This is a genomic window from Stakelama portus, from assembly GCF_003171655.1.
Lineage (GTDB): Bacteria > Pseudomonadota > Alphaproteobacteria > Sphingomonadales > Sphingomonadaceae > Sphingomonas > Sphingomonas portus.
This window is the reverse complement of record NZ_QFZL01000002.1, coordinates 28,678-40,777: the sequence shown is the minus strand read 5'-3', so window position 1 is coordinate 40,777 and position 12,100 is coordinate 28,678. Positions and strand designations below refer to the sequence as shown.

Annotated in this window: 10 protein-coding genes; all 10 read left to right on the top strand. The window is 61.1% G+C overall.

Translation table 11 applies throughout. The features are described from left to right. Positions 1-10 precede the first annotated feature (10 nt). Positions 11-1,459 carry a 3-isopropylmalate dehydratase large subunit gene (leuC, locus tag DKB74_RS05590; RefSeq protein ID WP_109807177.1) on the top strand — a complete coding sequence of 483 codons (1,449 nt, stop codon included), beginning with the start codon at positions 11-13 and terminating at the stop codon, positions 1,457-1,459. Then, positions 1,456-2,034 carry a 3-isopropylmalate dehydratase small subunit gene (gene leuD / locus DKB74_RS05585; RefSeq protein ID WP_109807176.1) on the top strand — a complete coding sequence of 193 codons (579 nt, stop codon included), beginning with the start codon at positions 1,456-1,458 and terminating at the stop codon, positions 2,032-2,034. The genes leuC and leuD overlap by 4 nt, the downstream gene beginning before the upstream one ends. A gap of 28 nt (positions 2,035-2,062) precedes the next feature. Beyond that, complete coding sequence (gene leuB / locus DKB74_RS05580; RefSeq protein WP_109807175.1) at positions 2,063-3,106, top strand: 3-isopropylmalate dehydrogenase; 1,044 nt, start codon at positions 2,063-2,065, stop codon at positions 3,104-3,106. 322 nt (positions 3,107-3,428) lie between these two features. Next, positions 3,429-3,914 (top strand): flavin reductase family protein, encoded by a 486-nt coding sequence (locus tag DKB74_RS05575; protein WP_109807647.1) that lies wholly within the window; start codon positions 3,429-3,431, stop codon positions 3,912-3,914. A gap of 121 nt (positions 3,915-4,035) precedes the next feature. After that, complete coding sequence (locus tag DKB74_RS05570) at positions 4,036-5,091, top strand: MBL fold metallo-hydrolase (RefSeq protein WP_161956806.1); 1,056 nt, start codon at positions 4,036-4,038, stop codon at positions 5,089-5,091. A 315-nt stretch (positions 5,092-5,406) separates the two neighbouring features. Then, positions 5,407-7,584 (top strand): TonB-dependent receptor, encoded by a 2,178-nt coding sequence (locus tag DKB74_RS05565; protein WP_109807173.1) that lies wholly within the window; start codon positions 5,407-5,409, stop codon positions 7,582-7,584. Positions 7,585-8,059: 475 nt separating this feature from the next. Further along, positions 8,060-8,917, top strand: coding sequence for an enoyl-CoA hydratase/isomerase family protein (locus tag DKB74_RS05560; RefSeq protein ID WP_161956805.1), 858 nt, complete (start codon positions 8,060-8,062; stop codon positions 8,915-8,917). Between the two features lie 187 nt (positions 8,918-9,104). Next, a complete protein-coding gene (locus DKB74_RS05555; RefSeq protein ID WP_109807171.1) occupies positions 9,105-9,995 on the top strand; it encodes an SDR family oxidoreductase in 891 nt (296 codons plus the stop codon). Positions 9,996-10,000: 5 nt separating this feature from the next. Continuing rightward, positions 10,001-10,999 carry a zinc-binding dehydrogenase gene (locus DKB74_RS05550; RefSeq protein ID WP_109807170.1) on the top strand — a complete coding sequence of 333 codons (999 nt, stop codon included), beginning with the start codon at positions 10,001-10,003 and terminating at the stop codon, positions 10,997-10,999. Positions 11,000-11,230: 231 nt separating this feature from the next. After that, complete coding sequence (locus tag DKB74_RS05545) at positions 11,231-12,046, top strand: TetR/AcrR family transcriptional regulator C-terminal domain-containing protein (RefSeq protein ID WP_109807169.1); 816 nt, start codon at positions 11,231-11,233, stop codon at positions 12,044-12,046. Positions 12,047-12,100: the final 54 nt, after the last annotated feature.

Here is a 12,100-nt window from a genome sequence, read left to right as displayed (position 1 = left end):
ATTACGGCCCATGACCAGCAAGCCCCGCACCCTGTACGAGAAGATCTGGGACGCGCATGTCGTCGATCGCCGCGAGGATGGCACCTGTCTGATCTATATCGACCGCCACCTTATCCATGAGGTCACCAGCGCGCAGGCCTTCGAGGCTTTGCGCCTTGCCGGTCGCAAGCTGCGCCGGCCCGACCTGATGCTGGCGGTACCTGACCATAACCTGCCGACTACTGCGCGGGTGGACGCGGACGGCAGTCGCATTCCGATCGCGGATGCCCAGTCGGCCACGCAGCTCGCAGCACTGGAAACGAACGCGCCCGCGTTCGGCGTGCGCTATATCGACGCGGTCGCGCCCGAGCAGGGCATCGTCCATGTCGTCGGGCCGGAGCAGGGCTTCTCGCTGCCCGGCGCGACGATTGTGTGCGGGGACAGCCATACCTCGGCGCATGGCGGCCTTGGCGCGCTGGCGTTCGGGATTGGCACCAGCGAGGTCGAACATGTCATGGCGACCCAGACGCTGCTGCTGACCCCTTCGAAGACGATGGAAGTGCGCGTCGACGGCGTGCTTGGCCAGGGCGTGACGCCCAAGGATGTGATCCTGCACATTATCGGCGTGATCGGCGCGGCCGGGGGCACCGGCCATGTCATCGAATATACCGGCAACGTCTTTCGCGAGATGTCGATCGAGGGGCGGCTGACGGTCGCCAACATGTCGATCGAAGCAGGCGCGCGCGCCGGGCTGGTGGCGCCCGACGAGAAAACCTACGCCTATCTTCAGGGCCGGCCGATGGCGCCGAAGGGCGACAAGTGGGCCAAGGCGCTGGCCTGGTGGAAAACGCTGCCGACCGACGCGGGCGCGAACTACGACAAGGTCGTCGTGATCGATGCCGCCGCCATCGCACCGTCGCTGACCTGGGGGACCAGCCCCGAGGATGTGGTGCCGATCACCGGCGTGGTGCCCGATCCGGCGAGCTTTGCCGACCCGTCCAAGCAGGCCGCAGCGCAAAAGTCGCTCGACTATATGGGGCTGACCCCCGGCACGCGGATGGAGGACATTGCGGTCGAGAACATCTTTATCGGCAGCTGCACCAACAGCCGGATCGAGGATCTGCGCGCTGCCGCAGCGGTGGTGAAGGGCCGCAAGGTCGCTGACAACGTTAGCCAGGCGCTGATCGTGCCGGGTTCCGGTCTCGTGAAGCGTCAGGCTGAGCAAGAGGGGCTCGACCGCATCTTCATTGACGCTGGCTTCGAATGGCGCGAGCCGGGTTGCTCGATGTGCCTTGCGATGAACCCCGACAAGGTGCCGCCGGGCGAACGCTGCGCCTCGACCTCCAACCGCAACTTCGTCGGTCGGCAGGGGCCGGGATCGCGCACCCATCTGGTCAGCCCGGCGATGGCAGCGGCGGCGGCAGTGACCGGCCATCTGGCGGACGTCCGCAAACTCGAACCGGTGGGAGCCGACGCATGAACCCGATCCGCGTTGTAGAGGGCAGGGCGATCCCCTTCGGCCTCAAGAACGTCGACACCGACGTCATCATCCCGGCGCAATATCTCAAGACGATCACTCGCAAGGGGCTGGGCAAGGGCGCGTTCGAGACGATCCGTGCGGAGCCCGGCAACATCTTCGACGATCCCGCATATGCCGGTGCCAATATCCTGATCGCGGGCGACAATTTCGGTTGCGGGTCGAGCCGCGAGCATGCCGCATGGGCGCTGCTCGATATGGGAATCAAGGCGATCATCGCGCCCAGCTTCTCGGACATCTTCTCGGGCAATGCCTTCAAGAACGGCATTCTGACCGTGGTCCTGCCGCAGGAGGTGGTCGACCGTCTGCTTGAAGTCGCGAAGACCGACCCGATCACCATCGACCTCGAAAATCAGACGGTAACCACGCCGTTCCAGGACCGCTTCACCTTCGAAATCGATCCGTTCCGCAAGCATTGTCTGCTCAACGGGCTGGACGAGGTCGGCATGACGCTGGCGCAGGACGCGGAAATTGCTGCTTTCGAAGCGATAATGGCTGCGGATCGACCCTGGCTTTGAACAAAACGACACCGAAGAGGAACACGACATGTTGATTGCCTTGCTGCCCGGAGACGGCATCGGCCCCGAAGTCATCGCCGAGGCGGTTCGCGTGCTCGACAAGGTCGTTGGCGACAAGCTGCGCTATGAAACCGCCCTGGTCGGCGGCGCGGCCTATAAGGCCGCCGGGCACCCGCTGCCGCCCGCAACGCTCGACATCGCCCGGCGCGCCGACGCGATCCTGTTCGGTTCGGTCGGCGATCCCGAGTGCGACAAGCTGGAGCGGCATCTGCGCCCGGAACAGGCGATCCTGGGCCTGCGCAAGGAGCTGACGCTGTTCGCCAACCTGCGCCCGGCGACCCTGTTCAAGGAACTGGCCGACGCTTCGGCACTGCGCCCCGAAGTGGCGCAGGCGATCGACATGGTGATCGTGCGCGAGCTCAATGGCGATGTCTATTTCGGCGAAAAGGCCATGCGCAAGACCGCGACGGGTCGCCGCGAAGGCTATGACATCATGTCCTATGACGAGGACGAGGTGTCCCGCATCGCCCGCGTCGGCTTCGAGACCGCGCGCGCCCGCAAGGGCAAGCTGTGTTCGGTCGACAAGGCCAATGTGCTCGAAACCTCGCAGCTGTGGCGCGATGTCGTGATCGAGGTTTCGGCCGAGTTTCCCGATGTCGAACTCAGCCATATGTATGTCGACAATGCCGCGATGCAGCTGGTCCGTAATCCCGGGCAGTTCGACGTGATCGTTACCGGCAACCTGTTCGGTGACATCCTGTCCGATCTGGCGTCGATGTGTGCCGGATCGATCGGCATGCTGCCGTCAGCCTCGCTCGATGCGGAACAGAAGGGGCTGTACGAACCGATTCACGGTTCGGCACCCGACATTGCGGGGCAGGGCAAGGCCAACCCGCTCGCCACCATTCTGTCAGCCGCGATGATGCTGCGCTATTCGCTCGGCATGGGGGCGGAGGCCGACCGGATCGATGCGGCGGTGGCGAAGGCGCTGGAAAACGGTGCCCGCACACCGGACCTCGGCGGAAAATTGACGACGGCGCAGATGGGTGACGCCGTGCTGGCGGCGATCTGACCTGTGCGTTCCTTTCCCGCGTCGTCCGAGAGGAACCGGACCAGCCACGAAGGGTGCGCCTGGCCTTCAGCCGAAACCCTAGAATTGACCGCGCAGATCGATCTTGTCATTTATTACCCGTATAAAATATGATCCCGGTGAGAGATGCTCTGCTGTCAGGGACCAGGTCGAGCCCTGGTGCGATGCCCTGGCCCAACTGCAGATCAGGCGGAGAAGCAAATGTCGAACAAGCTGGCTGCGATTCATTGCCCGGGCCCCGTCTGATGGCGGCGAGAAGCGCCCGGAGGACGCCCGATCCGATCGCGGCCAGATCGTGGAATCGATGATCGATTCCCGGAAGTTTCGCGATGTCCTGTCGGCCTATCCGACCGGCGTCTGCGTGGTCGCCGCGCAAGGTTCCGACGGGCGCAAGCATGCCATGGTCGTCGGTTCGTTCTCTTCGATCTCGCTCGATCCGCCCCTGGTTGGCTTCTGCCCGGCGAAAACCTCGTCGAGTTGGCAGGGAATCGCAGAAGTGGGGCGCTTCTGCGTCAGCGTGCTGGGTCACGAACAGCTGGAATATTGCAAGCGTTTCGCCGCGAGTTCACCCGACAAGTTTGCCGGGCTGAGCCACCGTTCGAGCCCCGGGGGCCAGCCCATTCTCGATGGCGTTCTGGCCTGGATCGATTGCGTGACGGAGGTGGTGCACGAAGTCGGCGATCACCTGCTTGTAGTAGGGAGAGTCGAACAGCTCGAGAAAGAGCGCGATACTTTGCCATTACTGTTCTTTGGTGGAAAATATCACAAGATAGAGGACGTGCGGGGATAAGTATATCATGGCGTATGTTGCGACATGACTAGTCGATTCAAATAAAAATAGACCGTTTTGAAAACATGGCGGCACCGATCGTTACAAACGCGATCAATTTCAGGAGTAGAGGATGATCCGAATGCCCAACACCGGCAATGGTTTGAAACATACGCCATTGCTTGCCGGCGCCGCTCTTGTCGGCGCTATGGCCATTGCATGTTTTTCCGCACCGGCTGTAGTTGCTTCCAATGGAGACGCTACCGCCCAAGAGGGCGCTGTTCCGGCCTCTGAGGCTACGCGTATCATTACTTTGGGAACCGTGGCCGGGCCAATCGCGCAAGCGAAGCGATCAGGGTCGGCCAATCTTCTGCAGGTGGGATCGCGTCTCTATCTGATCGACGCCGGACCGGGCGTGTCACATCAGTTGGCGATGGTTGGCATCCAACCGGCGCAAATCGAACGTATATTTATCACCCATCTGCATTTCGACCATGTCGCAGGACTTGCCCCACTACTGGGGTACTCCTGGATCGCCCGTGCCGGGAAACCGATCGATATTTACGGGCCGCCGGCGACCGGCACGTTCGTCAGCGACGCGGAGAAATACCTGTCGATCCCCGAAGGGATATACACGGCCCAGATACCGCCATCCCCGACGATCTCAGAACTGGTCAGGCCGCACGATATTGATGTCACCGGGCCTGCCGTCATCTATCAAGACGACAAGGTTCGCGTCACCGCAGTCGAAAATACGCATTATAGCGCCATGCCCGACGGACGTCGGCCGCTGGGCGCGGCCCGGTCCTACTCCTATCGTTTCGACACCCCCGATCGCTCGGTCGTCTTTACCGGAGATACCGGCCCGTCGGACGCGGTCGTGGAACTCGCCAGGGGCGCGGATGTGCTGGTAAGCGAAGTGATCGACCTGGATGCGGTGATCGAGATCATGAAAAAGACCGCGTTCGCAGGTGCCACCGACGCCGAGCTGAAGCCCACGATCGACCATCAGCGCGAAGAACATTTGACCCCCAATGAAGTGGGGCGTTTGGCCGCGCGAGCCGGTGTGAAGATGGTCGTTCTGACACATGTCGGGCCGGGTGTGGACAGCGAATACGACATGCGCGGGTATGTGCAGGGTGTGCGCGACGTGTTTGGCGGTGTCGTGGTGATTGCGCGCGATGGCAGTGAATTCTGAGATCCTGACTTAAGGGCATTCGGCTCTTGTCGGAAGGAAATCTCAGCCTGACGTCCGGCATCTCGACCGGTTCGTGGCGCGTCGCTTCAGAGGGGGCGGGAAACTGTGCTGAACAAGGACATCGCGTTCTTCGTAAGTCCCGTCAGATGATTTTGAGAGGGGCCTCAAGCGCCTTGACAAATTAATCCCCCTATCATAAAAATTTTCTTCGGCAAAAATCGTGCTCCACAATTGGGCGCGAAGTAGCTGGCAAACAAAAATTGCAGCAATTTTATTGCGAGCAAATAAAAATAAATATTGGGAGAGGATAATCGGATGAGGGCAAAGCTATTATTGTTGAGCGGGGCTTCGGCCTTCACTTTCATGATTCAGCCTGCGCTGGCACAGACGGCGGGCAATTCGCAGCCTTCGCAAGACACGGTTGGCAGAAACGATCGGGCTGATGAAGCCGATCAGGACGCCGGGGTTATTATCGTCACGGCGCAACGGCGCGAGCAGCGCCTTCAGGATGTGCCGATTTCCATCAGTGCGGTCGATTCCTCCACATTGGAAAATACCGGGATTACCGGCACGTCGCAGCTTCAGTCGGTCGTTCCGAACCTGGTTGTGGTCAAGTCGGTTGGTGCTGCCGCTCCGTTCCTGCGCGGGATCGGATCTTCTTCGGCGGATATTGCCGCTGAAAGCTCCGTCGCGATCTATGTTGACGGCGTCTACCAGCCGTCCGTCTATGCCAATGTGTTCGAATTCAACGGTCTCGAGCGGATCGAGGTGCTCAAGGGGCCGCAAGGCACGCTTTTCGGTCGCAACGCGACGGGCGGCGTGGTGCAGGTTATCACCAAGGCGCCAAGCTTCGATCCCGAGATGGATTTCGATGTCAGCTATGGCAATTACGAAACCGTAAGTTCGTCGGCCTATATTTCAGGCGGCCTGACGGACAGTCTGGCAGCAAATCTGGCGGTCCAGTATCAAAATCAGAATGAGGGCTGGGGCCGCAACGTAACACTCGGCACGGACGATTATTATGCTCGCGATTTCAACGCGCGCGGGAAGCTGTTGTTCACGCCGGGGGATGCGACCGAAATAACCCTGGCGGGCAATTACGGTAAGTTCAATCACCACAATATTGCCCTCCAGAACCCCCCGGGCGCGGGTCTGGGATTTCAGGGGCGATACCAGACCGCCGGCAATGCCGATGCGTTCGTCGATGGCGAGGGCTATGGCGGATCGCTTACCGCTACGCATGATTTCGGACCGTTCATGGTCCGGAGCATTACCGCCTATTCGAAATTCGACGCGACTCAGGTGATCGACCAGGACACTACGCCGCTGCCCATCGTCAGGGGTGATTTCGTCATCGATACGCGGATGATATCCGAAGAATTCCATGTGCTGGCTCCCTCGGACTCGGACTTTCAGTGGCTTGCCGGCGTTTTTTACTATAATTACGACGCAGAAATCGATCCGACCAAAATCACGGGCCTTGCATTCTCGCCGCTTCCCGGCGTGTCGTTGTTCGGCGTGGACAAGACCCGGTCGATCTCGGGCTTTGCGCAAGGCACCTATCCGCTGACGGACCAGCTTAGTTTGACCGCGGGGATTCGGTATACCCGGGACGAGGTGACCTATACGGGGTCCCAATATATCTCGGACTCGCCCATTGCCCTCGACCCCGAACAGACCAAGAAGATTGTAACCGAAAAGCCGACATGGCGGGTTTCTCTGGACTATAAATTCAGTCCCGAGGTGCTGGGGTATATCTCTTATAACCGCGGCACGAAATCGGGCGGCTTCTCTCTCGGGACCGCGCCTTCGTTCAATACGGGTTTTCTGCCCGAACAGCTCGACGCCTATGAGGTCGGCCTGAAAACGCAGTTGCTCGACCGAAGGCTGATATTCAATAGCTCGGCCTTCTACTATGATTTCGAGAACATCCAGTTTCAGCGCGTGGTCGCTGGCGTTGTTTCGACCGTCAACGGGCCGTCTGCAAAGCTCTACGGCGTCGAAGTGGAACTGACCGGAAGGGTCACACGGGAACTTACTCTGCGTGCCAATGGTGGGTATTTGCACACGGAGATCGGCGATTTTCCGGGTGCTCCCAATACGGAACGTCTGCCCAGTGGCTTCAACGACACTGGTGACCCAACCTATAATGCCAAGGGAAATCGCCTGCCCAATGCTCCCGAACTCTCGGGCAATATCGGCTTCGAATATCGTCAGCCGGTCAATGGCGGGGCGATCAGGCTTAGCAGCAATCTTCTGTATTCCGGCAAGGCCTATAACGAACTGGACAACCGCCTCTTCGTGGATGAGCATGTGGTGCTTTCCGCTTCGCTCGGCTGGGAAGGCGACGACGGGCTTCGTCTCTCGGTCTGGGGCAGCAACCTGACCGACTCCTACTATTACACCTACCAGGCCGGGGTGGCCGGAGGGTCCGACATCGCGCAGCCTGCTCCGCCGCGCACCTATGGCGTGACGTTGGGGTACAGCTTCTAGGCTCCGATGATCGCTGGCGATCGTTTAAAGATCGCCAGCCGAGCATCTGCGAGACGACAACAATGCAGGGCGCCGGCGGGAGGGTAGATTTCCGCCGGCGCTTCCCTGCGGCCGCTTGCGCCATGGTCGGTGGACCTTTGCCGATCGGTACGGGCCTATCCACGAGACCCTGGGCCGATCAGCAACGCCTGGTTCCGAAAATGCAGGTCGCCCCCCTGAGGGCCGTGACCGGCAATCGACGTCATCGCTGCCTTGCCGCAACGCCGATTGGGGCGCGTATCCGCCAACCAGCGCCATATATCGATTGCCTGCATTTTTATTGTTATGTACGTTAATTACTGGCCGTGGCTTCAGCCATGCGGGCCCGCGATCCATGCTGGTCGGGATGGTCCGGAAGCAGCCGACATCCGGCGGAGAGAAGGCCACCGAACGTGGCCACGTCGCGTCAGAACGATTCATTGGGAAGGATATTGAAATGGTGACCAGGTTCCTGCCGGACGAAGCGTTTGAGAGCTACTCTGAACGCCTCTCTCCCTTTTTCAAGATGAAGCGCGAAGATGGCATCATCGAGGTACGCGTGCATACCAATGGCGAGGAAGCCCTGTTCGGCCTCGAGATGCACCGCGCCTTCGCTCAGATGTTCCGCGCGGTCGGTGCCGACCGCAAGAACGAGGTCATGATCCTCACCGGGACGGGCGATTACTGGGTCAAGTCGGTGGATCACAACACCAGTGTCGGCCAGGAAATCGACGGCGAAGCGCCGCCGCCGTTCACCGACCTGATCTACGATATGTTTCATACCGACGGGACCAAGATCGTCGAGGAGCTGATCTGGAACGTGAACATCCCGGTCATCGGCGCGATCAACGGGCCGGGTTTCCACGCCGAAACCCCCTTGCTGGCGGACCTTACGCTGTGCACGCCCGATACGACCTTCGTCGAACCGCATTTCACGCTTGGCCTCGTGCCCGGCGACGGGAACTACCTGATCCTGCAGGAACTGATGGGCCTGAAGCGCGCGAACAAGGCGATGTTCCTCGGCCAGCCGGTCACCGCGCAGCAGGCGCTGGACTGGGGCCTGGTGAGCGACATCGTGCCCCGCGAAGAGCTGCTCAAGCAAGCCTGGGCAATGGCGCGGCATCTCATGGCTCGCCCGCGCGAGGTACGGGCGCTGACAACCAACGTCGCGCGGCAACGCTGGAAGAACCTCTTCACCCGCGAATTTGCGTTGCACCTGTCGCATGAGATCACCGCAGCGTTGATCCGCCCCGCGTCGATCGACGGTCAGCCGGATGTCGTGACCGGCAAGTCGGGCTATTTCGAAATGAAATGATCCCGGCGGGCCCGGGCCTGCCGCGTCCTGCGATGCGGCGGCCCCGGACCACTCGGTGCGAGCCGCCGGATGGCGGCGTGCAGGCTCTGGCGGCCTGAAGGCCGTCATGAATTAACAAATATAACAATTGTTTCGGCTGGCAAGAACGCTTTCGAAAAAGCGCGCAGTCGATTGAGGGAGAGTTGCAATGAAGGTTCTTGTCACCGCTGCCTATGGCCATCAAGGCAAGCTTCTGATCCCCAAGCTGGCTGCGGCCGGCTTCGATGTCCGGGGCGCGCGCGGAACGCCGGGGCGGGACGAAGAAGTGCTCCGTCTGGGTGCCAAGGAAGTCTTCGTCGGCGACCTTAGCGATCCCGAAGTCTATGCCGACGCGCTCGATGGCTGCGAGGCTGTCTACCATATCGGCCCCGGGGCCCATCCGCGCGAGCTGGCGATGGGATATGCCATGGTCGAGGCCGCGAAAAAGGTCGGCGTGCGGCACGTGGTCCTGCTGTCGTTGCTGCAGCCGTTCATCGACATCATCCAGCACCGCTACAAGCTCGATCATGAGCTGGCGCTAGTCAAATCGGGCCTCAATTTCACCGCGCTGCGACCCTGCGATTTCATGACACCGGAAGTCTATGTCGCCCCGGCCATGCACACAGGCACACTGCCGTTCTTCCATGAAGATGACAGCCGCGTGCACAGCTATCTCTCGCTCGAGGATCTGACCGATGTGGCGGCCAAGGTGCTGATCGAAGGCTCGGCCCACTACTTCGCGACCTATGAACTCGCCGGGCCGGACAAGCTCACCCATGCAGGCATGGCGCAGATCCTGTCTCGCGTGATGGGCCGCGAAATCACCCCCGCTCCCGGGACGGCTGACGACCTGATCAACGCGCTATGGGCGGATCGCGAGCCCGGCAGCGATTTCAGCCATCAGGAGGACATCATCCGCTCCATCATGGCGTGGTACAAACAGTACGACTTCGTCGGCAATCCGCGCACGCTGGAATGGTTGCTCGGACGCCCGGCCACGACCTTCGAGCAATTCGCGACCAAGGCCTATGCCGATCTGTCCGCCGGCAAGGGAGTGTGAAGGCCATGAAAGCAATCTGCTATACCGACGATCGGTCGCTCGAAGTCCGTGAAGTGCCGACGCCGACGGAGCCCGCGCTTGGTCATGTGCTTGTGAGCATGGACTCGGCCAGCATCATGCACGGGGACAAGTTCTTCCTCGGCCACCCGCTGCCCAACGGCACCTGGGCCACCGCGCTGCACGATATTTATGGCTCGAACGGAGGCGGCACCATCACTGCGATCGGGGCGGGTGTTCCGGAGCGATATCTGGGCCGCAAGGTGGCCATCTACAAAGCACTCAAGCCGAGCGCCGAGGCGACGGGCCTGTGGTGCGAGACGGCGCAGGTTCCTTATGAGACCTGCCTCATCCTGCCCGATAACGTGCGGGTGCGAGACTATAATGGTTCGCTCGCCAACGTCCTGACCATCTATGCCTTTCTGGCGCAGGTGCAGGGGGAAGGGCACCGCGGCATCATCGCCACGGCGGGGTCTTCGGCAACCGGATTGATTGCCGCGGCCTTGACCCGCCGGATGGGCATTCCGGCGATCTTCCTCGTCCGCTCGGAAGCCTCGCGTGACGCGCTTGTCAACAAGGGGATCGAGAACGTTTTGCTGACAAGCGAGGGAGATTTCGAGGAACAATTGCGGGAACTGGCCGCTCGCCTCGACACGACTGCCGTGTTCGACGGTGTCGGCGGCGAACTGTTCGGCCGTATCGTGCCGGCACTGCCCGAAGGCGCGACAATCTACGTCGCCGGGATCATGGGTGCGGCAAAGCCCGCGGTGTTCTCCACCATGCACATCATCGAGAAAAACCTCACAATGAAGCGCTACTCGGTGCTCGAGACGGAGACGTTGGCGGACCCCCAAAAGCTGGCTGCGGCGACCCGGGATATCGAAGCGCTCATCGATGATCCGCTGCTCGCGACGAGAATCGGCAAGGAGTTCGGCTTCGACCAGATCGAGGAGGCCATGGCGTACGACTCCTCGGCAGGGCTCCGGCCTGTTCTGGTCACCCGCTGAGGAAAGCACCGGGCCGATTTCGGGTTGCCATGCGGCGGTCGATCGCACGCCCCGCCGGCTGCGCGCTTGCATAGATCGGCTTGCCCCAAACGCTTATCAAAGTACGATGATCGTCCAACCTGCCTCAATGCGGACCTTTACATTGCGGTAATCCGTCTGACAGAGAGTGGGTTACGGGTGTGGATTCCGAATGCCGCGCCGTTATTCGTTTGAAGATAGGGGCTTGGGGGCTTGAGCGGCAAGAAGACCAGCGGAGACGATGCGAGCAAGCCGCACCGCAAGCCGGCGCGGGGCGCGGGGCGGCGGCCGGGGCGTCCGTCCGCCAACGAAAAAGGCGGTGTCAGCCGGCGAAGCATCCTGCAAAAGGCGCTCAAGCTTTCGAAGACGGTGGCACTGCAGGACCTGTCGATCGTGGTTGTCGCGCGGTCGCTGGAAGTCACGCCGGCGCTGATCCATTATTATATCGGCGGGCGCGACTGGCTGACGTCGGGCATCATGAACCTGTTCTACAAGAGCCTGATCGGGAAGTGGCCGGAGCCAACCGGCGACTGGGAACAGGACGTGCGAAATTCGTCCAGGGCCATTTTCGATCATCTCGTGGCCTATCCCGGGATTGCCGCCTATCTTGTTCTGAACCACCAGTTCCGGGTTTTTCAACTCACCGCTTTCCGCGATCGGGATTACGGTGCCGAAACGCTCGACCGGTTCGTCGGCAGCGTGCGCGCGGCGGGACTTTCCGCCGAGCGCACGGGCATTTACGGGCAACTCATCCATGAGTTTGTGATCACTACTGCGCATCAGGCCTCGCACGCCCTGCTGCCCGCCGACCATCGCCAGTTCCTCGAAGACAAGCTCGCGAGCCTCGACCCTGAGCGGACGCAGAACATCGTTTTCGGCAAGGTCGCCCCGCTCGAACTCAACGCAGACAAGCTGTTCGAGGAAGGGATGTCCATGTTCCTGCTGGGCATCGAGCGTGACCGCAAGATCGAAGGCGTGTCCGACACGGCGAAAGCCGCCCAGGCCAAGCGGAAAACCTCCGCCGAATAGGCACTGCCGCCGGGGCAGCTTCATCTCTCCGGGATTTGCAAAAATTCCAGTGGC

What these genes read in the sequence shown, in the direction of transcription:
- DKB74_RS05560 (WP_161956805.1), top strand. Translation starts at nt 8,060, where the DNA reads ATGGTGACCAGGTTCCTGCCGGACGAAGCGTTTGAGAGCTACTCTGAA.
- DKB74_RS05550 (WP_109807170.1), top strand. Translation starts at nt 10,001, where the DNA reads ATGAAAGCAATCTGCTATACCGACGATCGGTCGCTCGAAGTCCGTGAA.
- DKB74_RS05565 (WP_109807173.1), top strand. Translation starts at nt 5,407, where the DNA reads ATGAGGGCAAAGCTATTATTGTTGAGCGGGGCTTCGGCCTTCACTTTC.
- DKB74_RS05575 (WP_109807647.1), top strand. Translation starts at nt 3,429, where the DNA reads ATGATCGATTCCCGGAAGTTTCGCGATGTCCTGTCGGCCTATCCGACC.
- DKB74_RS05555 (WP_109807171.1), top strand. Translation starts at nt 9,105, where the DNA reads ATGAAGGTTCTTGTCACCGCTGCCTATGGCCATCAAGGCAAGCTTCTG.
- DKB74_RS05570 (WP_161956806.1), top strand. Translation starts at nt 4,036, where the DNA reads ATGCCCAACACCGGCAATGGTTTGAAACATACGCCATTGCTTGCCGGC.
- leuB (WP_109807175.1), top strand. Translation starts at nt 2,063, where the DNA reads ATGTTGATTGCCTTGCTGCCCGGAGACGGCATCGGCCCCGAAGTCATC.
- leuD (WP_109807176.1), top strand. Translation starts at nt 1,456, where the DNA reads ATGAACCCGATCCGCGTTGTAGAGGGCAGGGCGATCCCCTTCGGCCTC.
- leuC (WP_109807177.1), top strand. Translation starts at nt 11, where the DNA reads ATGACCAGCAAGCCCCGCACCCTGTACGAGAAGATCTGGGACGCGCAT.